At 40.3% G+C, this 26,729-nt stretch carries 30 protein-coding genes; 16 read left to right on the forward strand and 14 right to left on the reverse strand.

Annotated features, from left to right (window positions below; all coding sequences use genetic code 11):
• From L3V77_RS04970 to L3V77_RS04980, 3 genes are read right to left on the reverse strand one after another with little or no spacing between them, the layout of a single operon-like run.
• Nucleotides 1–327 carry a hypothetical protein gene (locus L3V77_RS04970; protein WP_275136001.1) on the reverse strand — a complete coding sequence of 109 codons (327 nt, stop codon included), beginning with the start codon at nucleotides 325–327 and terminating at the stop codon, nucleotides 1–3.
• A 57-nt stretch (nucleotides 328–384) separates the two neighbouring features.
• Complete coding sequence (locus L3V77_RS04975; RefSeq protein ID WP_275136002.1) at nucleotides 385–1,788, reverse strand: amidase; 1,404 nt, start codon at nucleotides 1,786–1,788, stop codon at nucleotides 385–387.
• A 47-nt stretch (nucleotides 1,789–1,835) separates the two neighbouring features.
• Entirely contained in the window at nucleotides 1,836–2,726 is an 891-nt protein-coding gene (locus L3V77_RS04980; protein ID WP_275136003.1) for a helix-turn-helix domain-containing protein, read from the reverse strand.
• A gap of 218 nt (nucleotides 2,727–2,944) precedes the next feature.
• Between L3V77_RS04980 and L3V77_RS04985 the strand changes: the two genes are divergently transcribed.
• From L3V77_RS04985 to L3V77_RS04995, 3 genes are all read left to right on the forward strand, one after another.
• The gene (locus L3V77_RS04985) at nucleotides 2,945–3,562 is read left to right on the forward strand and encodes a LysE family translocator (protein ID WP_275136004.1); all 618 of its coding nucleotides are present in this window, start codon (nucleotides 2,945–2,947) and stop codon (nucleotides 3,560–3,562) included.
• Between the two features lie 170 nt (nucleotides 3,563–3,732).
• On the forward strand, nucleotides 3,733–5,106 hold the full coding sequence (locus L3V77_RS04990; protein ID WP_275136005.1) for an MATE family efflux transporter: 1,374 nt from the start codon (nucleotides 3,733–3,735) through the stop codon (nucleotides 5,104–5,106).
• Nucleotides 5,107–5,352: 246 nt separating this feature from the next.
• Entirely contained in the window at nucleotides 5,353–5,697 is a 345-nt protein-coding gene (locus L3V77_RS04995) for a DUF3316 domain-containing protein (RefSeq protein ID WP_275136006.1), read from the forward strand.
• 92 nt (nucleotides 5,698–5,789) lie between these two features.
• Here L3V77_RS04995 and pfkA read toward each other — a convergent pair whose 3' ends face one another.
• Entirely contained in the window at nucleotides 5,790–6,752 is a 963-nt protein-coding gene (pfkA, locus tag L3V77_RS05000) for a 6-phosphofructokinase (protein WP_275136007.1), read from the reverse strand.
• Between the two features lie 228 nt (nucleotides 6,753–6,980).
• Nucleotides 6,981–7,307 (reverse strand): DUF1840 domain-containing protein, encoded by a 327-nt coding sequence (locus L3V77_RS05005; protein ID WP_275136008.1) that lies wholly within the window; start codon nucleotides 7,305–7,307, stop codon nucleotides 6,981–6,983.
• Between the two features lie 330 nt (nucleotides 7,308–7,637).
• Between L3V77_RS05005 and L3V77_RS05010 the strand changes: the two genes are divergently transcribed.
• Both L3V77_RS05010 and L3V77_RS05015 read left to right on the forward strand, forming a co-directional pair.
• On the forward strand, nucleotides 7,638–9,305 hold the full coding sequence (locus L3V77_RS05010; protein WP_275136009.1) for a methyl-accepting chemotaxis protein: 1,668 nt from the start codon (nucleotides 7,638–7,640) through the stop codon (nucleotides 9,303–9,305).
• Between the two features lie 138 nt (nucleotides 9,306–9,443).
• Nucleotides 9,444–9,836: a VOC family protein gene (locus L3V77_RS05015; protein ID WP_275136010.1), complete on the forward strand. Its 393-nt coding sequence runs from the start codon at nucleotides 9,444–9,446 to the stop codon at nucleotides 9,834–9,836.
• Between the two features lie 127 nt (nucleotides 9,837–9,963).
• Here L3V77_RS05015 and L3V77_RS05020 read toward each other — a convergent pair whose 3' ends face one another.
• Nucleotides 9,964–10,206 carry a hypothetical protein gene (locus L3V77_RS05020; protein WP_275136011.1) on the reverse strand — a complete coding sequence of 81 codons (243 nt, stop codon included), beginning with the start codon at nucleotides 10,204–10,206 and terminating at the stop codon, nucleotides 9,964–9,966.
• Nucleotides 10,207–10,296: 90 nt separating this feature from the next.
• A complete protein-coding gene (locus tag L3V77_RS05025) occupies nucleotides 10,297–11,205 on the reverse strand; it encodes a LysR substrate-binding domain-containing protein (RefSeq protein ID WP_275136012.1) in 909 nt (302 codons plus the stop codon).
• A gap of 96 nt (nucleotides 11,206–11,301) precedes the next feature.
• On the opposite strand from L3V77_RS05025, the gene L3V77_RS05030 reads away from it, so the two are divergent.
• Complete coding sequence (locus L3V77_RS05030) at nucleotides 11,302–12,096, forward strand: TSUP family transporter (RefSeq protein ID WP_275136013.1); 795 nt, start codon at nucleotides 11,302–11,304, stop codon at nucleotides 12,094–12,096.
• A 124-nt stretch (nucleotides 12,097–12,220) separates the two neighbouring features.
• Here L3V77_RS05030 and L3V77_RS05035 read toward each other — a convergent pair whose 3' ends face one another.
• Both L3V77_RS05035 and L3V77_RS05040 read right to left on the reverse strand, forming a co-directional pair.
• Nucleotides 12,221–12,910, reverse strand: coding sequence for an MOSC domain-containing protein (locus L3V77_RS05035; protein ID WP_275136014.1), 690 nt, complete (start codon nucleotides 12,908–12,910; stop codon nucleotides 12,221–12,223).
• Between the two features lie 96 nt (nucleotides 12,911–13,006).
• On the reverse strand, nucleotides 13,007–13,312 hold the full coding sequence (locus tag L3V77_RS05040; protein WP_275136015.1) for a hypothetical protein: 306 nt from the start codon (nucleotides 13,310–13,312) through the stop codon (nucleotides 13,007–13,009).
• A 323-nt stretch (nucleotides 13,313–13,635) separates the two neighbouring features.
• On the opposite strand from L3V77_RS05040, the gene L3V77_RS05045 reads away from it, so the two are divergent.
• From L3V77_RS05045 to L3V77_RS05055, 3 genes are all read left to right on the forward strand, one after another.
• Nucleotides 13,636–13,848, forward strand: a complete 213-nt coding sequence (locus L3V77_RS05045; protein ID WP_275136016.1) for a hypothetical protein — start codon at nucleotides 13,636–13,638, stop codon at nucleotides 13,846–13,848.
• 356 nt (nucleotides 13,849–14,204) lie between these two features.
• On the forward strand, nucleotides 14,205–15,299 hold the full coding sequence (locus L3V77_RS05050) for a methylated-DNA--[protein]-cysteine S-methyltransferase (protein ID WP_275136017.1): 1,095 nt from the start codon (nucleotides 14,205–14,207) through the stop codon (nucleotides 15,297–15,299).
• Nucleotides 15,300–15,329: 30 nt separating this feature from the next.
• Nucleotides 15,330–15,701 carry an antibiotic biosynthesis monooxygenase gene (locus tag L3V77_RS05055; protein WP_275136018.1) on the forward strand — a complete coding sequence of 124 codons (372 nt, stop codon included), beginning with the start codon at nucleotides 15,330–15,332 and terminating at the stop codon, nucleotides 15,699–15,701.
• A 47-nt stretch (nucleotides 15,702–15,748) separates the two neighbouring features.
• On the opposite strand, the gene L3V77_RS05060 is transcribed toward L3V77_RS05055, so the two are convergent.
• Both L3V77_RS05060 and L3V77_RS05065 read right to left on the reverse strand, forming a co-directional pair.
• Complete coding sequence (locus L3V77_RS05060; RefSeq protein WP_275136019.1) at nucleotides 15,749–16,213, reverse strand: hypothetical protein; 465 nt, start codon at nucleotides 16,211–16,213, stop codon at nucleotides 15,749–15,751.
• A gap of 415 nt (nucleotides 16,214–16,628) precedes the next feature.
• A complete protein-coding gene (locus L3V77_RS05065) occupies nucleotides 16,629–16,958 on the reverse strand; it encodes an EF-hand domain-containing protein (protein WP_195702701.1) in 330 nt (109 codons plus the stop codon).
• Between the two features lie 406 nt (nucleotides 16,959–17,364).
• On the opposite strand from L3V77_RS05065, the gene L3V77_RS05070 reads away from it, so the two are divergent.
• On the forward strand, nucleotides 17,365–17,907 hold the full coding sequence (locus L3V77_RS05070; protein ID WP_275136020.1) for a DUF3332 family protein: 543 nt from the start codon (nucleotides 17,365–17,367) through the stop codon (nucleotides 17,905–17,907).
• Between the two features lie 115 nt (nucleotides 17,908–18,022).
• Here L3V77_RS05070 and L3V77_RS05075 read toward each other — a convergent pair whose 3' ends face one another.
• Together L3V77_RS05075 and L3V77_RS05080 are read right to left on the reverse strand one after the other, a co-directional pair.
• Complete coding sequence (locus L3V77_RS05075; RefSeq protein ID WP_275136021.1) at nucleotides 18,023–18,505, reverse strand: hypothetical protein; 483 nt, start codon at nucleotides 18,503–18,505, stop codon at nucleotides 18,023–18,025.
• Nucleotides 18,502–18,855, reverse strand: a complete 354-nt coding sequence (locus L3V77_RS05080) for a DUF805 domain-containing protein (protein ID WP_275136022.1) — start codon at nucleotides 18,853–18,855, stop codon at nucleotides 18,502–18,504. The genes L3V77_RS05075 and L3V77_RS05080 overlap by 4 nt, the downstream gene beginning before the upstream one ends.
• Nucleotides 18,856–19,044: 189 nt before the next feature.
• Here L3V77_RS05080 and L3V77_RS05085 point away from each other — a divergent pair, with 189 nt between their 5' ends.
• From L3V77_RS05085 to L3V77_RS05110, 6 genes are all read left to right on the forward strand, one after another.
• Nucleotides 19,045–20,070 carry an AraC family transcriptional regulator gene (locus L3V77_RS05085; RefSeq protein ID WP_275136023.1) on the forward strand — a complete coding sequence of 342 codons (1,026 nt, stop codon included), beginning with the start codon at nucleotides 19,045–19,047 and terminating at the stop codon, nucleotides 20,068–20,070.
• A gap of 74 nt (nucleotides 20,071–20,144) precedes the next feature.
• The gene (locus L3V77_RS05090; RefSeq protein WP_275136024.1) at nucleotides 20,145–20,657 is read left to right on the forward strand and encodes a GNAT family N-acetyltransferase; all 513 of its coding nucleotides are present in this window, start codon (nucleotides 20,145–20,147) and stop codon (nucleotides 20,655–20,657) included.
• Between the two features lie 198 nt (nucleotides 20,658–20,855).
• Entirely contained in the window at nucleotides 20,856–21,200 is a 345-nt protein-coding gene (locus L3V77_RS05095) for a DUF3316 domain-containing protein (protein ID WP_275136025.1), read from the forward strand.
• A 246-nt stretch (nucleotides 21,201–21,446) separates the two neighbouring features.
• Nucleotides 21,447–23,006, forward strand: coding sequence for an EAL domain-containing protein (locus tag L3V77_RS05100; RefSeq protein ID WP_275136026.1), 1,560 nt, complete (start codon nucleotides 21,447–21,449; stop codon nucleotides 23,004–23,006).
• A 244-nt stretch (nucleotides 23,007–23,250) separates the two neighbouring features.
• On the forward strand, nucleotides 23,251–23,601 hold the full coding sequence (locus L3V77_RS05105) for a hypothetical protein (protein WP_275136027.1): 351 nt from the start codon (nucleotides 23,251–23,253) through the stop codon (nucleotides 23,599–23,601).
• A 102-nt stretch (nucleotides 23,602–23,703) separates the two neighbouring features.
• Nucleotides 23,704–24,720, forward strand: coding sequence for an IS110 family transposase (locus L3V77_RS05110; protein ID WP_275133889.1), 1,017 nt, complete (start codon nucleotides 23,704–23,706; stop codon nucleotides 24,718–24,720).
• Between the two features lie 252 nt (nucleotides 24,721–24,972).
• On the opposite strand, the gene L3V77_RS05115 is transcribed toward L3V77_RS05110, so the two are convergent.
• On the reverse strand, nucleotides 24,973–26,661 hold the full coding sequence (locus L3V77_RS05115) for an amidohydrolase (protein WP_275136028.1): 1,689 nt from the start codon (nucleotides 26,659–26,661) through the stop codon (nucleotides 24,973–24,975).
• Nucleotides 26,662–26,729 lie beyond the last annotated feature (68 nt).

The following is a 26,729-nucleotide window of genomic DNA, read 5'->3' on the forward strand; positions in this document are numbered from 1 at the left end:
CTAGAGTAATGGTGAGTTTATTTTAATAGCTTGGTCAAGGTAATAGCTCATGCTGTCAACATCTGGAGAATCCATAGAAAGAACCCTCATTACTTTCCCTGATCCTGTTAGCATTTTATACGTGTCTATCATGTGCACTCCTTTTAGAAACCCTATATCAACACCATTCTTTGTTGTTCTCATATGACAGATTCCACCATTAGCATTTGAATAACTGGTTATGCGCTGTTTTCTCGTTTCGACCAGCCGATAGTGTTCGATCAGTATTTTTCTAGTGAATACAAACAACGATTGATGCTCAGACTTTATGTCGATATCGTATTGCATATATACCCTTATTCTTATTGGTCATTTTAACATGTACACATGTTGCGTAACCTCTACTTAACTTGATTTACCATTGTCATTTTCGAATGCAGGACAGCTTGGCATCCTAATATCTTTAGACAGTTCTTCAGCAATCAACAGTAATTCGGCCTCGCCATTCATTTTACCAACAAGCTGAATGCCAATAGGTAGCCCATTTCGGTCTAAACCTATCGGCATTGTAACGACGGGATGACCTATCAGGCTGATTGGAGTGGTATAGGCTGTCAGCGCATCGAAGTAGTTTACCGCTAAGCCATTGACTATCAATGGTGCTTTATAGTCTCTACTCGGCCCTCGCTCTAGAGTCGGTGGCATATGTTTGAACGCAAGGCAACATGTTACAGGCAATATCCAAGCATCAAATTGTTTGAAAAACGCTTGGCAATCATGGAGGACATCGTCTCGCTTTTTCAGAGCATTAGAATATTCGCTCGGGTTTCTGCGATAACCTTGCATTACATTATTAAGGAAGTTAGGTGATCGTTTTCGACTATCCTTTCCAGACAATAGACTGATCCATCGAACAAAGGGATTCATGAGAGCAGACGTTTCAGACCCCATGATGTTTCCAAAAATTCGCCAACACTCCGTGAAGCTGAAATGCTTAGGTTTTGAGTGCTCGCATTGATGTCCAGCCTGCTGCCAGCGGCTTACGGCTTGATCTATCCGATCCTTGATATCTGTGTCCAGCGGAAGGTCGTCTGCTTGATGCCAATAGGCCAAGTTCAAGTGCTCGGCAATATTTGGTCTATCTTCACCTTTCAGTACTTGCCAGATTAAAGCAAGATCTTGAGGCTCTCTAGCGATCGGCCCGGGACGAGCAAAATGAGGTAGGGATAATTCGGGCTTTACCAGTATCCCGACACTGCTCAGAGCACCTTCACTAGGTAACAAACTATAGACACCACAAAAGCTTGCTGGGATTCGTAATGAACCGGAGAGGTCGGTTCCGATATCAACAAAGCTCATTCCTGATGCGATTGCAGTGCATCCACCGCCACTGCTGCCGCCGCTGGTATATTCTTGATTCCAAGGGTTTTTGCAAAAACCACGAATCTTATTGTTTGTTTGAAAATCCATGGCTAAAGGAGGAAGGCTTGTTTTCCCTAGCAAATTAGCACCTTGTTGAAACAGTTTTTCTGCAATGGGTGCAGTGACTTCGCATTGCGTTGCTTGATCGAGGCCGAAACTGCAAGGTAGGTCTTTGATATGGAACTGATCTTTGAAGCTGATGGGTAAACCTGCAAGGAAAGAAGTGCTCTCACATACTTGCGTCTGATCTTGGTATATGAAAGCGCCAAGTTCTTCATCTAATTGGGTTATTCGGTTTAACAGATGTGTCTTGATTTTTTGTGGTGTTTGAGTGCCTTGTTTTAGTTTTTTACAGGCTTGAACGGCAGATAATTGATGAATAGGCATAGATAGCTCCTTGTTTAATATCCATGCCTAATTGCACCAGTATTCGACTATTCGCGCTGTTCAATCTCTGCTGTTTTTATCGGTATATAGATATGTGTTAGCCAATCTTTTGGAGGCGTTTCAGCCGGAGAGGTTAAATAGAGTTCAAAAGGCAGTGTATCTCTTAGCTCGTAGGTTGAATTTGATAACCAAGCACGAAAAGCATGATTCCATGTTTGATACAGGTAATCATAATGCCCTTTATGTTCAAATATGGCCCACAAGCCTGATTCAATTTTAAGGTAGTCTGACGTCTGTAAATGCGTTCTCGGTTCATGAAAAAGAGCCCCATATAAGACGAGGACATGATCGTCGTTAAGGCTTTGAGGGCTCGCAGGGAACGCACTAATCACCCCGTAGAGCAGTGGTTCTTGACTTAGGCGTTGAAATTCGCAAGCCACATCTTGTTGTACTTGCGTGAGAAATGTCCCGTCTACCGTGCCTTTTGTCGTCTTGTAATGATAGAAAAGATCAGGTAAAGATTTGATCTCGACCTTTGGTGCTAAATTCTTTGCTGCAATGGTATTCAAAAAAGGTCGTGATTCATCTGGGCCCAATTTGGCGTGTTTTGGTTGTGTACGAAATTCGCTTGGGCTGATTGCAAAATGCTGCCGGAATGCTCGAGAAAATGCACTATGGGTTTCAAACCCCGATTTCAGAGCTATATCGAGTATTCCGAATTCGGATTGGGTCAACAGGCTACTCGCTGCTAGCTCTAAACGGCGGTGCAATACGTACTGACTAACAGACTCGCCTAGATACGCACTAAACATTCGTTGGAAATGAAAGTTGGATAGGTTTGCATGTAGTGCAATTTGCTCCGCGGAAATTTTTGCCTCTAAATTCTGTTCGATAAACAATAGGGCTTTTTCTAGCCTATGCCGGGTTCTATCACTCATGTTGACCTCGAGTCGAAGAATACGTTGAAAAGACAATATCATGGTTCAATATTTATTCTATGAAGTTGCCGTCATTCCATCAATTCATATAAGACACAATTTGAACGAATAGCGATCAAGTTGTGTTCTTATTGACGACTGACTATAGTTGTTTGAAAGAAATAATGAGGCAGCGGTAAGTTCAATGCTGCAATATGAACATTTAAATAGAGTGCCCTATGATAAGTATTGAGTTTCTAATTACCTCTTTAGTGGTTGTCTTGATTCCCGGAACTGGGGTTCTTTATACCATTGCAACTGGATTGTTTTCAGGAAATAAAGCGAGTGTTTTTGCTGCTTTCGGATGCACTCTAGGCATCGTTCCGTCTTTGATGGCAAGTATCATGGGGTTAGCGATTATCATCCATACCAGTGCATTAGCTTTTCAAGTGATAAAAATCATAGGGGTCGCGTATCTCCTGTTTTTATCTTGGTCTATGCTGCGATCAAGTGGCTCATTAACTTTGAATGAGGGTCAAGATAAACAAAGCCTAGTTGCTGTCGCGTTTAAAGGCTTTTTAATAAATATTCTCAACCCTAAACTGACTATTTTTTTCCTTGCGTTTTTACCTCAATTTATTCCTGCCCAAGTACCCAGTCCCACTAATTACATGCTGTTGCTTGGAGTGACCTTTATGATCATGACATTTTTAGTTTTTGTCATATATGGCATTTTGGCGACAAGTGTTCGGAATTATATTATTCATTCCGAAAAGGTAAGTACTATCGTGCAACGAATATTTGCAGGTAGTTTTGCTTTATTAGGGCTAAAACTTGCCCTTACTTCACGCGAGTAAACGTGAAATACGAGTAACGATAAATTACGATATTTAGAACATTAATTGTTTGTAATTGCAGATAGGTTACATAGGTCGCATGACTAAAACCGACCAATGAGTGAACGTTGGTGTTCGCTATTAATGTTTGTTACCCTGAAGTTAGCGTTTATTGTCAATTTGAGTCCTTAATGGAAGCCGTATCCAGTCAACAAAACAGTGCCCTCGATGGGCCCATTTTCACTACGTTTTTAAAGTATTTATTGCCCTCCATCGTCGGCATGTTAGCGATGAGTTCCGCCTCTCTTGTCGATGGTATTTTTATCGGTAATTTTGTTGGTGTGCCAGCGCTAGCTGCTGTCAATCTGATTATCCCGATACTGTCAGTACTATTTGGCGTTGGTTTAATGTTGTCCATTGGCGGTTCGGTAAGAGCAGGGAAATATCTTGGGGAAAAAAATAGGGCAGCCGCGTCGGCGATATTTAGTAAAACCCTGATTGCTGTCGTTTTCTATGCGATTGTTATTATCGCAATTGGCCTAGTGCTTGAACCTTTTCTGTTTCGATTGCTTGGTGCTGGTGAAACGTTAGCCCCGTTAATGAGCGAGTACTATCGCGTTGTTATGCCTTTTCTACTGGCACAATTGATGACTATTGTACTGTACTTCTTCGTCAGGCTTGATGGATTCCCCTCACTTGCCGCTACCGCTCTAGTGATTGGTGCGGTACTTAATGTAGGTCTAGATTACCTATTTATAGCGGTGTTCAATTGGGGGTTAAGTGGCGCTGCTTGGGCCACAGGGTTGTCACAGCTATTGCCGCTATTAACGTTATTAACGTATTTTTTTAGTCGTAAGAGAAAGCTACGTTTCTCTTTGTGGCAAAAGAACTGGTCGGAAGTCTTTCAAGCCGCCTATAACGGTTTGTCCGAGTTTATTAATGAGATTTCCGGCGGAATTATCGCTTTTATTTTCAACTTGATGCTGATCTCCCGCGCCGGGGTTGAAGGTGTCGCCGCCATTACGGTACTGAACTATCTGCTGATGATTGGTTTTATGGTTTATTTCTCGATTGCTGATACTGCGCAGGTAATGATAAGTCAAAATTTTGGGGCACAAAATGCACAGCGGCTAAAAGAATTCTTAAAGATTACGTTTTTTATGACGAGTGTAGTCAGTTTACTCACAATTCTGATTTTGTTGCTGTTTAACGAATCACTCATCTACATGTTCCTAGATGATCGAGGTACCGAAGGGACCGTTGCAATGGCAATTGAATTCGTTTATTACGTTTGGCCCGTGTTTATATTTGCCGGTGCTAACATGACAATATCCGGTTACCTTACTGCTATTCACTTACCATTCCAGTCCGGTATTGTTTCATTGTCCCGTAGCCTTATTTTTCCTGCGTCACTGTTGATCTTGTTGTTTGTATTATTTGACGACAATCGATTTGTCATCGCGCTGCCCATTGGGGAATGCTTGACCTTTATCATTGCTTTAGCTTATTTCATTCGCCATAAACCAGCCCGAGCCATTGCTGAAGAAATGGTTAATAATGCATAACATTGCAACAAACTAGCGGGGGGACACACTTTAGGATTAAGGTCTGTGTTCTCGCCAGTCTTCCGATTCAAAATGTATCTCTCATAATACTTTCACGCTATTGATGCTAAATTACCCATAATGAATGGCATTTATATGTGATGCACATCACATATAAAAAGTGAATAATAGCATCATCGAGTGAGAGGGGCGGTTACCCCAACAAGTCGTCACTCATTATTAACAGACACTTTAAGGGTAAATAAAATGAAAAAATTAACGGTTCTAGCTGCGACATTACTGATGAGCGCAACGGCATTCGCAGGAACTCAAACGGTTTATAGCGAAACAAATGTATCAACAGTTGGATTTGCATCTAAAGCGGCGGCGTATGAAGCCGGTTTTGATTACGTTGATGCGTTAGAGACAGCCACTAATTCTGAGTTACATTTCAAATTAGCACCCATTGGTGAACATTCAGTGTCGAATATTCAGTTAGATGACGCGATTGTTACTATTGAGGAATTCTCTGAAGCCCGTGGTGAAATCTCTTACCGCGCTATCGTGAATGTTGATTATCATTTCGATTCCCGCGATAACAACAACGACTAATACTGCATTGTCTTAGAATTTGAAAAGCCAACAGGTTACGGTTTGTTGGCTTTTTGTCATGATGACTTATTATTTATAGGTCAAATACAAAGCTAGAATAGAGATTTTGAAAGGTCGAATAGTTCTTGATTGAATGGGCGTTTCATATTACTAATGCAGTCGATAATATCGTGATGAACCATTTCTGAATGCATCATACCGATGCAACGGCCACCATGACCTTCCAATAAAAGTTTTATCGCATACGAACCCATACGACTGGCGATAATTCTGTCTCGTGCCGTTGGCCTGCCACCGCGTTGTATGTGCCCAAGTATCGTTGTTCTTGCCTCATGTCCTGTTTGAGCCTCAATGTTTTTGGCAAGGAGGTTTACATCAGTTACATGTTCACAGATTGCAACTAGCGCATGTTTTTTGCCTTTATTAATGCCTGCTTGGATATGTGATATTAATTCTGCTTCGTCAAATCCTTTCTCTGGAACGACAACAAACTCTACCCCCCCTGCGACGGCCGCCCGCAATGTTAGATCGCCACAGTAACGACCCATGATCTCAACCACAGAGATGCGTTTATGTGATGCCGAGGTATCTCTTAGACGATCAATGGCGTCAACGACGGTATTGAGTGCCGTGTCGTAACCAATTGTATACGTAGTACCAGGTATATCATTGTCGATCGTCCCCGGTATTCCGATACATGGATACCCCATTTCTGTCAGTCTCATTGCCCCAAGATAAGAACCATCACCACCTATTACCACCAAAGCATCAATATCATGCCGTTTTAAGTTTTTAATTGCTTCCGCTCGGACGTGTTCTTCTTTGAACTCGGGAAAACGAGCCGAGCCTAAAAAGGTACCGCCTCGATTGATTACGTCAGATACCGAATGGCGATCAAGTTTTACAATTCGATTTTTATGTAGACCGGCGTAACCGTCGGAGACACCAAAAACGTCTAAACCTTGATGTAGTCCTTCCCTTACCACAGCACGAATCGCTGCATTCATACCTGGTGCATCACCGCCACTTGTTAGGACGCCTATTTTTTTAATCATATAAAACTCCATTTCATGATTAATAATCAAGCCGTTCAGTTTTGCTTTTTAAGTCAACGCCACTGGTTGTCACTTGATTGTGAATTCAATAATACGTGGTGAGATATTAGAGGTAAACCGCTGTTAACCTTCCTTGCACAATGCCGACCATTACAAATGGCGTGACACTTATTCTATCTGTATGAGTATTTTGTTTTTGACTCAGTAAAATAAGTCGACTGTGTCTCTTTACGACGTAGAGTCTGTGTAATCCCACATTACGTTGCATTTTTCTATGTTAGCAGCTGTCAAAAGTTCAATTAAAGGGAAAGCTCGATTAGCTAAATTGACAGGTGTTTCAATGGTGTCGTTTTCTTCTTCGTTTTCATTAGAAATGACGGTTGCTTTTTCAGTGTCAATAGCTGCTTTTAACTGGGTTAGTGCCGCTGGAATGTCTGCGGCCAGTATGGCCCCCGGAACCGTGCCGCTATGGCCGAGCATCTTTAGCATTTGTAACCCAACATCACCAAACATAGTGACGTTGGCATAAGCTATACAATTAAATGTGATTAACATATCGAATGACCTTTTAGGTAACCGTCAGTTTGTATCGTGTAGTTCAAACAAGACGGAACAAATGTATGAAGTAAACAAACCATACCATATATTCGATATATTGAACTTTTGTTACCCCCAATAGCGCGTGTGAAAATGGGAAGGATAACGAGATTGTGTCTTCTGATTATAGGCTTTTCGTGAAGTAATGGTTGCGCACATGTTAACTTTCTTCGTAGAAAGTAGTTGATTTTTGTGCTATATAAATTAATACAATAACAATAAGAATAACTATAAAAATAATAATCTATGCGTCTGATTGGCTTCTTGAATCTTTTAAAGGAGCTTACAATGCCGACCCTATCTATTAAAACGCGATTATACCTGCTGTCTATTCTACCATTGCTACTTCTTGCCGCGGGCATGATGTTAGAAACCTATCTGAAAATGACGGAACTGAGCAATTCCCAGATGAAAATGGTTCGTTCTCAGATGCTTGAAATGCAAAGAGATCAACTGAAGGCATATATAGAGATTGTCGATTCTGCTCTAATACCTCTTAAAGAAAGTGATGCTCCTGTAGAGCAAGTTGTTAAAGAGCTTTCAAAAATCAAATATGGACAAGCGGGTTACTTCTTTGGTTATACAAGCGAAGGGGTTCGAGTATTTAGTGGCAGTAGCTCTAAAGGTCTAGGGGATTCTTTTTGGAACAGCAAAGATTCCAACGGTAATTCCTTTATTCAGGACATTATAAACGACGCAAAAAACGGTGAAGGATATACGTCTTACTATTTTCCTAAAGCTGGACAAAATGAACCTTTGGAAAAGATGAGCTTCTCTGTATATGAACCTCAATGGGATCTCGTCATAGGGACGGGTTTCTATTTGGATGATGTAGAAGAAACCGTCTCCAATATGAGCGCCATGACAAATAAGCAAACTACCGAGAGCTTCACGACAATAGTAATAATCGGTGTAGTAACAATATTGGTCTCAGCCATGTTCGCTTTTTTTGTGACGAGAACCATTCTTAAGCCTCTTTATCAATTTGACTCATCGATCGCTGATTTTGCTAATGGTAAAGGTGACTTAACTGCCCGTATGGATCAATTTAAGGTTCCAGAATTCGCTAAATTAAGTGATAACTTCAATATATTTGTATCCAACCTCCAATCTATTATCAAAAATGTTACACACGTAAGTACTGATATCGGCGAAGAAACGTCAAACATGCGAAGCCGGGCAGACAAAGTCGATACGTTATCTATGCAGCAACGAGAAGAGACCGAACAAGTTGCCACAGCGATGACAGAGATGACGTCAACCGCTCAAGAGATTTCAAGCAATGCCGTTAATGCAGCTGAGGCCGCTCATATTGCAGAAGATAAAGCGACAGAAGCGGTGACCACGGTTGATACTGCCGTTGTATCGGTTGAATCACTAGCAAAAATCATTACTGATGCCGCGATTTCTATGGGAAAACTGGAAAGCAATGTAGTCAATATCTCTACATCTCTTAACGTGATTGAGGAAATTGCAGAGCAGACGAACCTATTGGCCTTAAATGCAGCTATTGAAGCGGCAAGAGCGGGAGAACAAGGTAGAGGGTTTGCAGTTGTGGCGGATGAGGTTCGACAGTTAGCCAGCCGAACTCAGCAGAGTACCCGTGAGATTAGTGAAGTTATCGGTGAGCTTAAAGTTTCAACAACGGAGGCTGTTTCCGCGATGAATAATAGTAACAGTCAGAGTGAACTGACGGTTGAACAAGCAACGCAAGCGGGTTCTGCGTTACAGGAAATTTTAACCGCTATAGCGACCATCATGGATATGAACGCATTGATAGCAACCGCTACCGAAGAACAGAGTCAGGTAGGAAAGGAGATATCTCAAAGGGTTGTCGTTATCTCGGATACCAGTAGCGAAACGGCAGACGTAGCGAATATGAACAGAGTAGCAAGCGGAGAACTTAACGCCAAAGCACAGGACTTAAGTGCATTAGTGAGTCAGTTTGTCGTATAAACAACGACCACAGTTTATGCTCTGCGCTCGTCAGATTGGATACGTCATTAGTTGACTTTCAACACGCGCTGCTTAAATTGATTCTATCCAAATAACTGTACATACGTACAGTTATACTCTAGCCTATTGGTACTACCCATGGCTAGAGTATTTATGATGATAAAGATTTCAGTGAGCATTGATGTATCAGATTTAAAGAAAGCAGAGGCTTTCTATGTTGAAGCGCTTGGTTGTAAAAAGGTTCGTGATCAAGGCGCTATTATGGTTGTTCTTTCTGTTGAAAATGCCGAGATATATCTGCAAGAAAAACAAGTCGGTTCAAAGCCATTGGTATCGAGTAATGTTGTCCGTGATTATGAACGTCATTGGACTCCCGTACATTTAGATTTTCTTTGCAATAATGTGAACGAACGTGTTTCAAAAATACGAGAATTGGGTGGCTCACATGAGGGAGGAGAGAGCGGTGAATGGGGTTCTATTGCTCATTGTTCAGACCCTTTCGGTAATGGATTTTGCTTAATCAACGAGTAATATTGTTCGCATATAGGGCGGTGTCATTCATAGTAGATATTCTCTCACGAATCTATTAATGATAAAAACAAAACTAACATTGATAGCCGTTATAACGTTGAGTTTACGTAATCAATGGTTAGTTTTGTTACTGAGCTAACTGCACTAAATCTGATTGTGAGTAGCTTTCTGCTTCTTGACCTTTGGTGATTAAATCGAGCACTTGAAATTCCGCCATGTCACCAAATTCTGTTTTTAGATAGTCCCTAAAAGCTTGCGGGTTCGGCCATTTACCTCGAACGATGTAACCCTCTTCTCTGTCGAAATCTTCGGTTTCAAAAAATGAAAAATCCGTCATACCGATGTTGTGGCAATATAATACAAGATACATGCTTAATCCTTAGAGTGGGGGTTAACTGGTTAGGTATTTAAAGGGATAACAGCAGTGGATGCAAGCAACAAAGCCGTCCGTGTTGGGCAACTAATATTCTAATCTGTCAGGTAACCGTTCTTGCATGAAATCAAGGAAAGCGGTTACTTTTCTTGAACGGTTAAAACGCTCTGAAGATAAGAGTGCGACGATGTCTGCGGTAGCGAGTTCGTATGAAGGGAGGACTTGTACCAGTTTCCCGTTCTCAAGTTCTTGCTGTACATCCCACTCAGAACGTTGAATTATCCCTTGTCCAGCAACGCACCAATCCTTCGTTACTTGACTGACGTTGCTTGATAAGACAGGAGAGATTCTGACATTTTTCACGTGACCAGTGATTGCTTCAGTGAATCGCCACATAATGGCATCTTCATTATTCTCTCTTAGCGCAATACATCGATGATTCCCTAGGTCTGTAGGCGTTTCTAATGGCGGTGCGGACTTGATATAACGAGGAGAAGCCAGTAAAAATCTTTTATTTTTGGCCAAAACGACTCTTTTAAGGGAAGAATCATCCAATTGACCAATGTAAAACATGATATCAGGGCTATTGTACACTGACCATTTAGGGATATCAGAGAGGCTAAGTTCAATTTTTGTTAACGGGTATTGGTTTTGAAACTCCGCCGCGATTGGGCCAATGTGTCGCTCTCCAAAGCCAATGGGCGAAACTAACTTTAAATCACCAGAAATGGCTAACTTCTTGTCCGAAATATCTTGTTGTAGGTTTTCTAATTCCAACAAGATCAGCTGTCCTTTTCTAGCAAAGATTTCCCCTTCGTTGGTCAATGATATTGAGCGAGCATTTCTTTCTACCAGTTTAATACCGAGTTTACCTTCAATATTTTGCAACCGTTGAGAGACACTTGGTGGAGTGACATTCATTTTTCGAGCGGCGGCAGCTAACGAGCGACTAGCCGCAATGGTAATGAAAAATTCAATATCTTGAGATGATACCATTAAGTTCAACCTTAACTATAAAGTTAGTAGCCATTAATTTAACTTTATTTTGTCCGGTTGTAAAATATCAATACAAAACCTCATACGAGATGTGAAATGGAACATTTATTAACGTTACACAGTGCTGATTGGGTCTATTCATTTTTATTCGCCATCGCCGTAGTCGCAGGTATCGTTGATGCGATTGCGGGTGGTGGTGGGCTTATCACGATACCTAGTCTATTATTATTTGGCTTACCTCCAATGGTTGCATTAGGCACGAATAAACTTCAAGCTGTCATCGGGGAATTGACGACGTCACTTGTGTTTATTTTCAGTAAGCAGCTACCAATGAAAGGAATAGTATTAGGGATTCTGTTTACTTCGATAGGTGCGATAGCAGGTTCCATTGCCGTGAGCCTTGTTGATAAAGAATCGCTACAGGTATTGTTGCCATTTATGATGGCGGGCCTCACGATTTACTCGATAACGTCAAGTAAGCTTAAATCAACGGATGCATCCGAAGCTAAGCTGTCTATATCCAATTTTATGGTATTAAATGGACTGCTCATTGGTTTTTATAATGGTTTTTTTGGTCCTGGAACGGGGTCATTCTGGATGCTGGCATTTGTGATATTGCTGGGTTACACCATTAAACAAGCGACAATGGTAACCAAACCTCTAAACCTTGTTGGAAACATGGCGTCACTGATACTTTTTATTGCATTAGGGCATGTAGACTATACGATGGGTTTGATTATGGGAGCAGGGCAAATAGTAGGCTCTGTCATTGGTAGTAAGTTTGTCATTGCGTATGGCACTAAGCTTGTTCGTCCTGTATTCATCTCTGTGAGTATGGCGATGACGGTCAAGTTGATATATGAAAACTTGACCATCGAATTATTTATTTAGCTTTGTGCTCTGGGGTTTCATTTACGAAATCATTCGATAGAGAAAGGGCAAGAAGATAAACCACATCAAATGTCTAGAACCGTCACTTTTGGCATCGTACTTGTTCGCTTGTCCCACAGTAAATTTATTTCCTAGAGCCCAACAACCGTAAAGACCAATCTTCGACTAAGTGCTTGTCTAAGCGACATTCGACTAGCCTTCTCCACGAGTCAACGAGAGGTAAAGTTAACAGTTGTCGAAGTTCTTGTTCATCTAGACAGCCTTCAAAAATCAGTCCCATTATTCTCGATAAGGGCCAATCTGGATAAGGTCGGTCACAGAGAATAATGTCGTCACCTTCTCCTAACTCTCCTGTTTCCAATACCCTAAAATACCAACCAGTTCGTAGTGTATTCTGTAGTCTAAGCGACATATCCGATTGCTCAAATCTCACGTTTAATTTCCAGCACGGCATTCGTCCTTGCGATACTTCAAGAAGTGTTGATCCAATACGAATTTTGTCTTCCAGACAAATTGTATATTCATTTAGACCGATTGAACTAATGTTTTCCCCAAAAGCTCCGACAGTTTTAAGGACAGGCTTTTCTCCGATCTCTTTACGCCACTCTGGGTAGTGTTCGGTCGGATAGATATGAAGTGCTTTTTCTACCCCTCCGTGAAAACGCGGATCGCCTTGCTCATCATCAGTAAAACCTAATGCTGAAACCTGTTGGCGTCCAGTCGTTGGCTTTTTATTTATTGCGCTTTGCGCTCCTTTAGCAAATGGCACTGCTTTACCAACCAAAACAGCATTTACTATTCCTAATCTTGTCATATTTACTTGCTAGTCCTCATTTCGAATAGCATCAATACGAAAAATTCTGCCTTTTATCGTAAGCCCATTCACTCGGGAATTGATGGATGCCTGTTCTTACAATGAAACTTCAACATCGATTAAATCAACACAATTCTGAGGTCGAGAACGAGTGTTATCAGTGTGCCATTGACCATTTACTGTTCTAACATTTGCTAATAGTGCAATTTGGATGCATTTCCAATCACCAGCCACGATTCCTTTGCTGTCAGTACCACCAAATTGATAACACAAGACCTGCTGTCGTCCATTTTTTTTCCCTATAACGTGAGGACACATTTCTTTTTCATGCCCTTGGTAGGTGGCAAAAATCTGCTTTTTATTAATTATTGCGTCTCGAACTAACTCATATGTAATCGCCATAAAAAATTCCTTTATTCTTTAGTTAACCGAGGTTATCAATTTACTTAATATATTCAGTTTAAATGTTATCAACTTAAAAGGCATCCATTTGAGACATGACCGTCGTTGTATCGATAAATCATATATACCTAGTAATACGTGTAGTTTACCTGAAATACTGAAGAAACGTATAAAGGGAGAGGTATTTCACGTTATAAACCGTATGTGTGTTCATTAGCCCTTTTACCCTTGTCTTTCAAGCTATAACAACGGCTTAAAAGACATTCTTTACCGCCTACTTTTTGTTAGCTACAATCTATATTTCGTACTATGGATTGCACGTTATGGTTCAGATTCAGAATGATGATACTCGTTACTTTGTCGAAATTAGTTTAATTCGTTTAGAAATCATTCGGTGTGGCTTTGACCAAAAGCAAAATTTGGACAAAGGCCAGCAAAATGATGAAGGCATTCACCGTTTGTTTTTAACTAAGGGTCAGTACAATAAATTTGTTAGTCGTTGTGAGTCACAGCTCCAATCTGTATTAGACACATGACCGACGAGTGAACAAGGAAGCGTGGTATATTTTCGCTCCTTAACGTATTAACCAATAGTTTTTTGCCATTGTTAAGGCGTTATATTTTTATTTAGGTTCGCGCCAACAATCAAGGAATAGTTATGAATTCAGGTAATAATCAATGGGTGTTAGATCTAGGTCAAAAGCACATCATTATTTAACGTAGATATGAAATGCTGGGTGCGATAAATGATGTATTGATCCCCGAGCTTTAGTCGCTAAATATAACAAGTTTTAAAGCGTGCTTTCGTTAGTCGGAATATCCTATCTTACGACTTGTTTATGGTGATAGCTTGTTGCTCCGGTTTCGCGATAGGTAACACTAAGGATCGACTATGATGTTTTTTGACAGGTTTGAATGCCGTATTGGTAGCGTTATAGTTGCTGGCGATAAAAATGGGCTGACACATCTTTGCATAGATAACGGAAGCAAAAATCTTTCAATTCCATCAGATTGGCAGCATAACTCGGATAACTTTAATGATGTACGATGGCAATTGAACGAATACCTTAGTGGTATTCGTTGCCATTTCGATCTTAAGGTTTCACCTCAAGGAACCGAGTTTCAAAAGAAGGTGTGGCAAGCTCTAACAACCATTCCTTATGCTCAAACGGAAAGTTACAAAGCGGTCGCAGAAAAGGTAGGTGATGAAAAAGCAAGCCGTGCCGTTGGCATGGCAAATAATAAAAACCCGCTGCCGATTATCATCCCTTGCCATCGAGTTATCGGCAGTAATCGCAAGCTAACGGGCTATGCCTTTGGCTTAGATATCAAAATCAAGCTGATTGAATTGGAGCAGATCAATACGGTATTTCGGCGACTAGCCAAGCATTTCGGTGAATTTACGTGGTGGCATTCTGACAATCCCTACGAGGTAATGGTGGGGGCTATTCTGACTCAAAACACCAACTGGAAAAATGTAGAAAAGGCCTTAAATAATCTAAACGGTCAACTCTGTCCTAAAAAGATATTGGCTATGCCGGAAAGTTCACTTGCAGAATTAATAAGGCCTAGCGGGTACTACAATCAGAAAGCAACCAATCTTAGAGCGATGACAAAATGGTATCAGCATTATCAGTTCGATATCGAGAATGTACGGAGCCAAGACAAGCAAAAATTGAGAAATGAACTGCTGGCAATAAAAGGCATTGGTGGCGAAACCGCTGACTCTATCCTTGTCTATGCCATCGGTAAATCATCTTTCGTTATTGATGCGTATACCCGCCGAATATTTTCTAGAGTAGGGCTTAAGGTACCGAAAGATTATGATGAGTTTAGAGCGAAGATAGAAGATGCAATAATAGATGACTGTGTAAAATACGCATACCTTCATGGCCTCATGGTCGAACACGCCAAGGCCTTTTGCCTTAAATCAAAAGCGAAATGTCTTGTTTGCCCAATAAAAGATATCTGTCAATCTTCAACGTGACATACAATTTAAGAAATAGAGAGGTTCCAAATGACAAAAACAACCCAAAGTGTCGCCGTTATATTTGAAGTGAGCCCCAAAAAAGCACATATGCAAGATTACCTTGACGTTGCCGCAGAACTAAAAGAACACCTAATGAGCATGGAAGGCTTTATATCGATAGAACGATTTCAAAGCCTTGTTGACGAGAACAAATTGTTGAGCCTATCGTTTTGGGAAAGTGAAGAAGCGGTCAAATCATGGAGAGAGCAAGTGGAACATCGACAAGCTCAGAAAAAAGGATACAAGGATTATTTTGATGACTACCGCATACGTGTTGCCAGTGTTGACAGAGACTACACAATGAACGAAAGAGAGCAAGCCCCAAAAGATTCAAATAACCATATTGAAAACAACCAATAATTTCACACCAATTGCGTCGTATTCCGCAAACCACGAAGAAAGAAACGCTAGCGCAGAGCCTCTTTGTTTAACTCAACAGCATGATTATGAAGCCTGACGACCTCCGGTGAGAGTGTTTCATCAACAAATCGTGCCAATATGGGCATGAATTCATCGGCGAATTGTAGGCAAGCGCATAATGCATCTAGCGTCGTGTTCATTGACCGCCATTTTTCATTTGTGAAAGGGATGTGCATTTCAGTGTAATGAGTGCCGTATACGTTGATTGCAATGCTTGCTTCGTAGCGCTCTATTGATTCATCGATAGAAAGTGCGTGTTTCGAATTGACACTTATTCGGAGGCTAGACGGATTCTGTGGAATTTCCGTTGTTATCGAGAGGAAATCACATCGTTCGCTGACATAGATATTAAAATGCACACCTGGTAGTTCTGATAAAGAAAGGCATAATTGATTGCCACTTTTTAGATTCTGCAGTATTTTTTTGTAAACATTGTTCATGTCTCTTTTCACTTATTTACCTTATCTGAGACTTTCCTGTCTGATGAATTCCTTTTGTGTTCGAAATGATTTTCTGATGCTTAGATTTATATAATAATTGTTTGATATGAACATCATGGAATTGTCATTTGAGTGAATGTTTTTCAGAGAATACGAAGAGAAGTGTAACTAGTTGTACACTGACGAGATTGTCAATATAAACTGAAGTGAAAATGCGCAATATACAATGCCGTAGAACAATGACCAACGAGTCGATTAAGAGGTTGATTATCGAAATAGTAGCGAACGGACACTCATTAGTAAGTGCAATATAATAAGACGATGATTTAGGGGAGGCATTATGAAGCCACACGGAAAATCATGCTGTTACATAGAGAGATTACGATTAAAAAGAGAGGCGGTAGATATCACCTCTCTTAGATGAGGCCTATGATTTGGGATTCCTCATAGCACCTCGATGAGATTGAAATTCGTCTGCGTCAATAAATGCATTATCATTCGAGTCGATACGCTCAAACATATCATCACTGTTAAATGAATTTTTTAAGAGACGACCTTCAGATTTACGCTGCTCTTGCCTTGTTTTCTGAAAGTAATCAAACTCTTCCTCAGATATTAGTCCGTCTTGATTCGTATCAAAATCAGAAAATACAGGCATCTGGGACATGCCCATTCCTCCATTTCCTCTTCCGATAGCATCAACTGACAGAGAAATAGTGAGACAACCTAGTAGTATCGATAGAAAATAGCGATTCATGGTTTTCTCCTTTGCCAACTTCTCAACCAAATTATACACCCAATTAACCACTATAATTGTAAGGTTATGTAAAGTTTATATCGATTGGCCGAGTTAGTTTTTTAAGGTAAAGGGTATACGAACGCCTTCAAAGTAACTGCTCTGATAGAAGTCCTATTTATTTCAAGATGCGACCTTCACGTCCGTCACTACGAAATGGTACGCATTGATGGATTACTGACATTTGCAGAGATCTGTTATCTGACCTAAGTTAAATATGAGCCTTTGTTAATATGTAAGGATGTAGATAGGTACGTCTATGTTCTGCGGAAACGACTAAAACTGCCTGATTAGATTTCTTAACGTAATTCTAATCAGGCAGTTTTTGGAAGTAACACGTGCAAGCAACTGATTAAAAGGAATTATAATGAATAATAGATATAAAAAAATTGTTATCGCAACTGCAGTGGCGTCTTCATTAGTTGGTATAACAGGATGTGTAGGTAGTAATGCAGTAACCGCAAGCGTGATGAAATTTAATGTGGAAGTTGTTGATAATCGATATGCTAGAGGTGGTTTGAATATATTAATGGCTCCTGTTTATGGAATATCAATAGCTGTCGATTACTTGATATTCAATTCACTTGAATTTTGGACAGGAAAAAACCCCCTCAATGGCAGCCCACATATATTCGATTCAAAAGTAGATACAGATTTCAAAATAAATGATGATTTGGACTCTTCATTGACGGAAGCTCCAGTCGAGCCACTGACTAATTTACGTATTATTGATACAGGTGAAATGAAACAAGTGGACGATAATACATTAGAGATGAAGATCACATACAACAATGGTGATGTGTCAATGCTAACTGGTGTAAGACGTGGGCAATCAATTACCTACTATATTGACGGTGTCGTCGTTAGCGAAACATCTATGACACAATTGAGTGAATTTGTAGGTTCTTAAATTGGATGATTGTGCAACAACCATGAGTGTCAACAAGGAGAAAGGCTAGTTGACACTCATGATGCAGTGCTTTGACCATCAAGCACTCACCATAACGCCCCCGTATGTTTAATACCTACAGACAGGTTAATCTAGGTGTGTCATCTAACAACCAAGATATCCAACGCCTTCTCGAATTTAATATAAACTGTTCCGTAGTTTCTATACCACTAATGATATAACCATCTGCAGGCTCAGCTTCCATTGCTGCTCTAATTACCCAGTCTTCGCTATGAATTCGTTGCCCACTCATAAGGGCATCACTTAGCTCTTGATTAGTGATAGCAATCGTTAGCCCTTGTACCGAGTGAACGCCCAATCGAGTATCAGCAAATCCGCCAATCGCTATTGGTACTGTCATTGAACAATGGCGATTTTGTGCATCAACACTTGTATACTTTCCTTCTCCAACTCGTCCTTTCATCCAAAATAGTTGTCCTTCAGTCATATTCTCCACGGTTAATATCCCCATCGTGCCTTCCGGTAAGCTTTCTAATTCGGTTGCCTGAGCGATAGCGAATATACTCAATAAGGCAAGTAAAGTAGTAAGTGACTTCATTTTGAACCCCCTTCATTGCAATAAGTTGACGTGCCTTTTTGGCTTAATAAGTAGATCAGCCAGAAAGGGCCGATAACAGGAATGATAAACACCCAACTCCACCAACCAGAACGCCCGATGTCGTGTAAGCGCCGAAGTATTATCGCCAACACAGGAATTAAGCTAACCAAGCTATAAGACACATCTAACCAGCCTGAATTTTGCAACCAGATGTCTATTGATATAAATACTATCGTCACACAGCAATGAGCTAACATAAACATCCAGAATTCTTGTCTGGACGCGCAACCTGAAAAATCAAAATAGTGCTGCCATGCATTTAGATAAAACGCAACTAAGTTAAATACCATTCGTCCACCTCTATTATTATCGCTTGATGAGATTATCTTGGTGCAGATGAGGTCTAAAAACGTCCTTAAACAGGTTTAAGGACGTACTGAAACCAGTATTTGTTAACGGAATACTTCAGTGTGCGGATTCAAACGGATATGCTGTTGATAGGTTATTGTTGAATCTACTTTGCTTACTCAGGATTAATTATGTTGGCTATTCCCGTTCCGTTTGTTGTCTCTATGTTGCTTACTTTACTTGCTGTGATTTTGTATGTGCGGATTGGCAAGCAAGCGAAGACGGTGTGCCTTTTTTTAGCTCTGTGTGCATCCACAACAACCATGGTCGGGCTGCGATGGACATTTGATGTGGCGGCGTTTAGTTACACCCAACCAATATTAGCCTCTCTTATTCCTGTCTTTGCTTGGTACACTTTTACCCGTGCGAGTTCCGGTTTAAGCGTCATTTCATATTTGCATTTATTGGGACCAACACTGGTCATTGTTAGTGTCATAACTCATCCGGTTTTGGGTTTGCCTTTAGATGGTTTTCTTTCTGGCACGTATCTGTTTTATGGCATAACGTTGGTGCGGTACTCGTCTCAAGATATATTGCTGATCAACGTTACGTTGAGTAATTGGGAAGGTGTAAAAAAAGCGGAGAAAATCGCTGGTTGGATGTTATTGTTTTCGGCATTGATCGATATGTTGTTATCTCTGGATTTTTCTGTCAACCAAGGTCGATATTCACAATATATTTTGACAGTTGGTCACCTAGTATTGTTGCCTGTATTGTCGTTTGCGGTGGTGATTGTTGGCGTTAATACGCCTATAACTGAAACCACATCAAAATTCAGTGATATAGACAATAAAAAAGCACATCCTCCACTAATTGCAGATGAAAGAATTAATGAAATAGTAGAATTATTAGATAAGAAAATTCGAGATAAGGCCATCTACCTAGATCCAGATTTAACCCTCTCAAGGTTGTCTAGGAAGCTGGGTATTCCGGCTAAACAGATTTCGATCGCAGTGAATATGGTGCATCGAAAGAATATATCAAAATTGATTAATGAATATAGAATTGAGCATGCAAAACAAGAACTCACCCATACCGATAATACGATTACGCAAGTGTTTATGAATTCAGGATTCCAAACTAAATCAAATTTTAACCGAGAGTTTTTTCGGGTAACAAAAATGACGCCAAGTGAGTATCGAAAAATAGATACGTGATAGTTATAAGCAAAAATGTCGTTGTTTGGTTGATACGACCTTACTGGTCTAATGAATAGGTTATGAGGATAAAAATGCCGTTAGTTTCAGAGCGTCTTGAGATGGTTCAGATAACGAAAAACGATGAGGATCTGTTTCGTCTATTACACACTAAACCAGCGGTCATTAGCTTATGTTTTGATCCGCCAAGCTCACAGGAAATCAAAGCCAAATTTGAATCTCGGTTACTTGATTGGGACATAGACTCTGAAAACTGGTTATGTTTAGTGATGAGAGAAAAGTCTTCAGGTAGCAGAATTGGTATTACAGGGTTTCAATTAATAGAAGGTGTCGCTGAAGTCGGTTACCTACTTTTACCTGAGTTTCACGGAAAAGGTTATGGAACCGAGTCTTTAAGTTCATTGATTCATTGGGCTTCTAACTTTCTCGATATTCTTCGATACCAAGCTATTGTAACTGAGGGGAATACTGGTTCGGAAAGAGTGTTAATAAAGTGTGGTTTTTCACTTACTAAAATTGATCCAGGAGCATATAGCATTGGAAATAAGCGATATGATGATTATATATATTCATTTGCTGTAAAGTAGTACGTTCAACTTTTTTGCCTTAACAACACTAACCTCTAAAAACGTTCATTTTATTGATGCTAAATCACCCATAATGAATGGTGAATATGTGTGATGTACGTCACATGTAAATAGTGAATAATAGCGTCATCGAGTGAAAGGGGCTGTTACCCCAACAAGTAGTCACTCATTTTAACAGACACTTTAAGGGTAAATAAGATGAAAAAATTAATTGTTCTAGCCGCCACTCTACTCGTTAGCGCAACCGCCTTTGCTGGTACTCAAACGGTTTATAGCGAAGCAAATCTATCAACAGCCAGTTTCGCTTCTAAAGCGGCCGCGTATGAAGCAGGTTTTGATTACGTAGATGCGCTGGAAGCGGCGAGTCATTCTGAATTGCGCTTCAAATTGGCACCCATCGGAGAAAATACTGTCTCTAACCTTAAGCTGGATGATACAGCGGTGACGATTGAAGAATTCTCTGAAGCTCGCGGTGAAATATCTTACCGTGCTATCGTGAATGTTGATTATCATTTCGACGCCCGCGATAACAACAACGACTAATATCCCATTTCTTTAGAATTTGAAAAGCCAACAGGTCTCTATCTGTTGGCTTTTTTGGTTGTCCATTGCGATGCATCTATTGGAAATGGCCGTCATACGAGGTCGACCAAATTCTCAAAAGTGTGTTGATTGGTTACTCATCAGTTTGTGTAAAGCCTTCTTATTGACTAATATATAAATTGTATAAATGAGATGTATATTGTTGGAGTGTAATCTTCTAGTGTTTCTTAGGCATGAGGGTAGGGCGTGGGAAAAGACAATAAGTTACTAGAAACACCAACGAGCATTCGAATCAAAAAACGAGCACGCGATGAGTTTTTGATTGGTGGTTTTATTGTCATATTTCTAATTTATTTGTCCTCTTCGTCAAATACTGAGTTAGTAGAATCGTTTTATAATTTCACGCGACACTATGAAGAGTGGGAACTTGATGAAATTATATTTGGTGTTTTATGGGTTGCTATTGTCTCGGTTATTTATGGCGCAAGACGATTATTGGACATTAGAACACTTAATCAGGATATCACTCGTAGTGCGTATTATGACGCCTTAACCGAGCTGCCGAATCGAAATCTGGCCATGTACTATCTTGAGCAACAATTGGCTAAAGCGAGTCAGTTTTCGCATAGTGTTGCTGTGATTTTTTTAGACTTTGATAATTTCAAAGGCATCAATGATAGATATGGTCATGATGCTGGTGACCAATTGATAATGTTGGTTAGTCAAAAACTGAATCAGTATAGTAGAGGCGATGAGATTGTTGCCCGACTAGGTGGCGATGAGTTTTTGATTGTGGCTGAAATTTCTGGGAAGAATACGAATATCGTGTCATTGGTTGAACGCTTTCAGCGGTGTCAGGATGATGTTTTTCTTTTAGGAAATAACGCAGTCAGTACGAACTTTAGTATAGGCGTTGCCATCTACCCCCAAGATGGTGATTCTTCTCAAAGTTTGCTTGGCGCAGCAGATATAGCAATGTATGAGGCAAAACGCATTGGAACTGGCAATGTTTGTTTTTATACGAAAAACCTAGGCGAAGAAATTGCTGAACGTAATAAATTATCATTAAGTCTTAAGCATGCACTAAAGAATAATGAATTATATATGACTTACCAGCCTATCTATAATGAGTTTAGTGTAATACAAGGTTATGAGGCATTGATCCGCTGGAAGTTAGATGGACAAATGGTGAATCCCGAAGTGATTATTAAGTTAGGGGAGGAAACTGGATTGAGCCATATCATTTCGCAATGGGTAATGAAAACAACATTTATAGAAAGTAAAACTTTGCTTAAAAACCTTCAATTTTTGGCTATTAACGTGTCCGCCAAGCAGTTTCTTGAACCTGAGTTCGTCACAAGCGTCGAGGAATTAACCAAAAAATACGGCTTTAACCCTGCAAACTTAGAGCTTGAGATTACCGAAAGTTCGATAATAACAAACTTTGAAGGGTCGATTCGTAAAATTAAACAACTGAGAGAGTCTGGTGTCAAAATTATGATTGATGATTTTGGTATTGGGTATTCGTCGTTATATCGACTAAAACATTTACACGTTGATAGGTTGAAAATCGATCGATCTTTCTTAATCGATGCGCTGAAAGATAAGAAAAGCAATGGAATATATAAGACAATTATTAAGTTAGCTCGAATTCTTGATGTTGACGTTGTGGCTGAAGGTATTGAGACAAAGGAGCAAGCTGAATTTCTACGTGAATTTGGATCATTATATATGCAAGGTGACTACTTTCAAAAACCAGCTAGAGTAATAAAGTCTCACTGCCCTGAGTTAACGAGTGTTGAGTAAAGCCTAATCGACGGCAAATATACTCCCAGATAACAATAACTACCACGCTGTTTCAGACATTTCAAAGCCAACAGGTTTCGGCCTGTTGGCGTTTTTATCACTATATTATCTGATCACGTTTTTTATGGGTAATGACTTAGAATCAGAGAATAGTTAATGATGAATTTAATATATGAGGATGTAGTATTTGCCAATTAATCGCGCACGCGTAATATACAAATGTTAGCGCTATTGAGGAAATAAGATGAACTTTCAGGAATTGACTGAAAAAGAGATACTAGATATTGCAAATCCCATTATGGATAACTTGATGATGGCATCAACGAATATTGATCATGCTAAACATGTTCAGGATTTTACTGATCGGGCAAAAGCAATAGTAACGGAAGAACACCTTGGAAGAGTGTGTGCTAGATACCAGTCTGAAAAAGGTTTTTGGAAGCATAGAGAATCCGTAGCCGTATTCAGAAGACCTGATTCGGCTGCAATTATTTGGAAACAATTTTGCACAAAAGCCGAAGGTGAGTTTGTCGCTGAGATTGTGTTAATACACAAAAACGGTCGGTTCCTCGTTGATCACGCTATGGTTTTTTAATCGAATGTCTAGAAACTATGCCAATAAGTTAGTTTAATGAGATGGTACGTCCCTCCCTTCAGCTAAACTTGAACTGGTTTAGTCTTTAAAGGAAAGTGCCACATGAATAACTCACACATTATCGGAATCGACCTAGGTAAGAACTCTTTTCATTTAGTTGGTCATGACCAAGCTGGACATCAATTATTTAAGAAAAAGCTTACTCGCCAGAAATTACTAGAGTTCTTATCTTTCCATGAGCCTGTAATTATAGCCATGGAGTCGTGTGGCGGGTCTCATTGGCTAGCTAGAAAGTGCGCTGAACTTGGTCATACAGCCAAGCTAATCCCTCCACAATATGTAAAGCCATACGTTAAAACCAATAAAAATGATTTCATCGATGCTGATGCTATCGCAGAGGCAGCTTCACGGCCAACAATGAGGTTTTCTTCAGCAAAAACCGAATCAGCTCAAGTGGTATCTACCATTCGGAAAATTCGCAGCGGATATATTAGAGAGCGCACCGCTTGTATGAACCGAATAGGATCTATCCTTCTTGAGTTCGGGATAAGTTTGCCAAAAGGGCACGCTAGTATGAAAGGTTTATTCCAGTGGTTGGTAGATAAGAATCAACACCTTCCTCCTCTAATCATCTTTGAATTGAGTGAGCTACATGAACACTATCAGAACCTCAATGAACGTATAGACTCACAAGCAGACAAGGTCGAGAGAATTCTCGCTGACAATGAGCAAGTAAAACAATTACAGACTGTTCCTGGTATTGGCCCAGTTATCGCTAGCGCTTGTATATCAACTGTCGGTAATCCAAATGACTTCAAAAACGGGCGAAATTTCGCTGCATGGATCGGGCTTGTTCCTGTTCAATATTCTACGGGTGGCAAGTCAACGCTACTTGGGATATCAAAACGAGGAAATAAAGAACTGAGAACGCTATTTATCCATGCCGCAAGGTCAATTTTATGGAGAGATAAGTCGGTCGAAAAATATTTTGGTTCATGGCTTATTGAGCTTAAGAAACGAAAACCTTTTAACGTGGCCGTGGTAGCACTAGCCAACAAGATAGCCCGTATAGCGTGGGCAATTTTAGTCCATAAAAAATCTTTTGAAATAAGAACATAATCAGAATTTGCAATGAGAATTAAAGATGACACAACGGTTAGACCACCAGACTGAAGACCTGTTGCCCCAAACAGCAACTTAAAATGCTTTTCGTTTTGTGAGGACAGTCTGGCGCACACCTCATCATAGAGCTGAGACTAATGACAGTCTCTAATAGACTCTGAATATATTAGCGCAAATCAGCTCGTTATTTTTAACTCTACTTGCAATAACGGGACGTACCATATATTGGGGCATAAATGCATATTGAGATTATATTTCTGATTTAGGCAGTGATTCTGAACCAAAGACGATATCACCTTGTAATATTGTCATTAATATTTCTGTCTGCGCAATATCATTGACCGGTAAACGGGTAATATTTTTCTCTAAAATGACTAAGTCGGCTGATTTGCCAACGGCTATCGAACCTGTAATATCACTGATCCCTAAACTTTTGGCCGCATTAATTGTGTAGGCATTTATCGCGGAATGCACGTTCGGCAAGCCCGTACTATTCATTTTTAGACTATTTGCGATGCCAACTAATGGGTTGATTTCATTTACATTCCAGTCGCTACTTAACGTAATATTAGCACCGGTATTGAATATGGCTTTTGGATTCATCAATGAATGTGTCCGCTTAACCCCTATGAAGGCTTCGGCCCATTGGTGATCATGTAGTGCCACGTATTCAGAACCTACTTGGAAATCGGCGGTCACATCGAGCTTTACGAAACGAGGAACGTCTTTTGAGTTCACTAATTCAACATGCGTAAGCGTATATGGTTTTTTTGAACCTTGATTACGAGCATGCTCGATGGCATTCAGTGATTCACGAACCGCACCGTCACCAATGGCATGGATATGGGCGCTGTAGCCAATGTTATTCAGGGCATCCAACCAAGTTTTCATTTGATGCGGTGGAATATAGTTGATGCCATAAGGCTCGTCTGGGATATAGGTGCTTAAATATGGTGCTAACGTTTTCGCTGTGCCATTTATAATGATGCCATCGCTATACATTTTCACTTGATCTACTAATAACAAACGCGAAGTATCGTTCGAATGTATTTTCTTCAAAAATGCCAGTTGGGGTACCATCGAGTCAGTAGGGTATATCCAAGGGCGCAGAGAAACTCTGGCGGTTAAGTCACCGTTTTTCTCGGCTTGTTGCCATACGTCATACCATCCGCGTTTCCAATAAAGTCGCCCATCACCAATGGTGGTAATGCCATGTGCTGAAGCTTCTTCAAGACCAATCATTAAACCTTCGTAGCTTTGGTCAAACCGATTCTCTAAGTTATTCCAAGCCATCTCCATGATGATATCGCCAGCGTTATCAAATAGAATGCCATTTAGTTCACCGCTGTTTTTGTCTTTAAGAAACTTCCCACCCTGGGGTTCGGGAGAATTTTTGGTGATACCCGCTAAATTGAGCGCTGCGGAGTTAACCCACATTGAGTGTGAAGTTTGCTCCATTAGTACGACAGGTTGTGTCGGGAAAATGCGATCAATTACGTCTAATGGTGTGCTGTGACTATCCTCATTCAAGATTGCCTCTAAAGAAAAGCCATACCCTATCAGCCAGTTATTCGATTCGAGTTTTTTACATGCGGTTAGATAGGGGATCTGCTCTTCAAGTGATGCATCCATACTTAGCTCGCAATTCCCCCCGACTTCTGAAGCCGCCTCAAACACATGATTGTGATTATCAATAAAGCCCGGTAATACATAGGCTTGTTCAAGATCGAGAATGGTAGTGTTTTTATTACGATATGCATCCATCGATTGTTTTTGACCAACAAAAGCAATGTCACCATCGCGAATGACGATCGTATTGGCATTCTCGTGACCGTAAATTCTTGCGTTTGTTAAGATCATATCAGAGCGTGTGAAAGCCAGCGTATTAGAACTGATTATTAGGCTCACGATTATTGTTAGAGGGTAAACTCGGCTCATTCTTTATTCCTTTTCTGCTCCATAATCATTGCTAGCAATCGCTCTTCTTATGCGCGGATATTCCAACC

Origin of the sequence: Vibrio sp. DW001 (assembly GCF_029016285.1) — a bacterium.
GTDB lineage: Bacteria > Pseudomonadota > Gammaproteobacteria > Enterobacterales > Vibrionaceae > Vibrio.

Bases quoted from the DNA above. Each gene is read 5' to 3' on its own strand.
- L3V77_RS05105 (WP_275136027.1), top strand. From the start codon at position 23,251: ATGAACTTTCAGGAATTGACTGAAAAAGAGATACTAGATATTGCAAAT.
- L3V77_RS05035 (WP_275136014.1), bottom strand. From the start codon at position 12,910: ATGACAAGATTAGGAATAGTAAATGCTGTTTTGGTTGGTAAAGCAGTG.
- L3V77_RS04975 (WP_275136002.1), bottom strand. From the start codon at position 1,788: ATGCCTATTCATCAATTATCTGCCGTTCAAGCCTGTAAAAAACTAAAA.
- L3V77_RS05015 (WP_275136010.1), top strand. From the start codon at position 9,444: ATGGCTAGAGTATTTATGATGATAAAGATTTCAGTGAGCATTGATGTA.
- L3V77_RS05110 (WP_275133889.1), top strand. From the start codon at position 23,704: ATGAATAACTCACACATTATCGGAATCGACCTAGGTAAGAACTCTTTT.
- L3V77_RS05115 (WP_275136028.1), bottom strand. From the start codon at position 26,661: ATGAGCCGAGTTTACCCTCTAACAATAATCGTGAGCCTAATAATCAGT.
- L3V77_RS05005 (WP_275136008.1), bottom strand. From the start codon at position 7,307: ATGTTAATCACATTTAATTGTATAGCTTATGCCAACGTCACTATGTTT.
- L3V77_RS05090 (WP_275136024.1), top strand. From the start codon at position 20,145: ATGCCGTTAGTTTCAGAGCGTCTTGAGATGGTTCAGATAACGAAAAAC.
- L3V77_RS05075 (WP_275136021.1), bottom strand. From the start codon at position 18,505: ATGAAGTCACTTACTACTTTACTTGCCTTATTGAGTATATTCGCTATC.
- L3V77_RS05010 (WP_275136009.1), top strand. From the start codon at position 7,638: ATGCCGACCCTATCTATTAAAACGCGATTATACCTGCTGTCTATTCTA.
- L3V77_RS04980 (WP_275136003.1), bottom strand. From the start codon at position 2,726: ATGAGTGATAGAACCCGGCATAGGCTAGAAAAAGCCCTATTGTTTATC.
- L3V77_RS05045 (WP_275136016.1), top strand. From the start codon at position 13,636: ATGGTTCAGATTCAGAATGATGATACTCGTTACTTTGTCGAAATTAGT.
- L3V77_RS04985 (WP_275136004.1), top strand. From the start codon at position 2,945: ATGATAAGTATTGAGTTTCTAATTACCTCTTTAGTGGTTGTCTTGATT.
- L3V77_RS05040 (WP_275136015.1), bottom strand. From the start codon at position 13,312: ATGGCGATTACATATGAGTTAGTTCGAGACGCAATAATTAATAAAAAG.
- pfkA (WP_275136007.1), bottom strand. From the start codon at position 6,752: ATGATTAAAAAAATAGGCGTCCTAACAAGTGGCGGTGATGCACCAGGT.
- L3V77_RS05055 (WP_275136018.1), top strand. From the start codon at position 15,330: ATGACAAAAACAACCCAAAGTGTCGCCGTTATATTTGAAGTGAGCCCC.
- L3V77_RS05095 (WP_275136025.1), top strand. From the start codon at position 20,856: ATGAAAAAATTAATTGTTCTAGCCGCCACTCTACTCGTTAGCGCAACC.
- L3V77_RS05020 (WP_275136011.1), bottom strand. From the start codon at position 10,206: ATGTATCTTGTATTATATTGCCACAACATCGGTATGACGGATTTTTCA.
- L3V77_RS04970 (WP_275136001.1), bottom strand. From the start codon at position 327: ATGCAATACGATATCGACATAAAGTCTGAGCATCAATCGTTGTTTGTA.
- L3V77_RS05085 (WP_275136023.1), top strand. From the start codon at position 19,045: ATGTTGGCTATTCCCGTTCCGTTTGTTGTCTCTATGTTGCTTACTTTA.
- L3V77_RS05050 (WP_275136017.1), top strand. From the start codon at position 14,205: ATGATGTTTTTTGACAGGTTTGAATGCCGTATTGGTAGCGTTATAGTT.
- L3V77_RS04995 (WP_275136006.1), top strand. From the start codon at position 5,353: ATGAAAAAATTAACGGTTCTAGCTGCGACATTACTGATGAGCGCAACG.
- L3V77_RS05080 (WP_275136022.1), bottom strand. From the start codon at position 18,855: ATGGTATTTAACTTAGTTGCGTTTTATCTAAATGCATGGCAGCACTAT.
- L3V77_RS05025 (WP_275136012.1), bottom strand. From the start codon at position 11,205: ATGGTATCATCTCAAGATATTGAATTTTTCATTACCATTGCGGCTAGT.
- L3V77_RS05065 (WP_195702701.1), bottom strand. From the start codon at position 16,958: ATGAATCGCTATTTTCTATCGATACTACTAGGTTGTCTCACTATTTCT.
- L3V77_RS05030 (WP_275136013.1), top strand. From the start codon at position 11,302: ATGGAACATTTATTAACGTTACACAGTGCTGATTGGGTCTATTCATTT.
- L3V77_RS04990 (WP_275136005.1), top strand. From the start codon at position 3,733: ATGGAAGCCGTATCCAGTCAACAAAACAGTGCCCTCGATGGGCCCATT.
- L3V77_RS05070 (WP_275136020.1), top strand. From the start codon at position 17,365: ATGAATAATAGATATAAAAAAATTGTTATCGCAACTGCAGTGGCGTCT.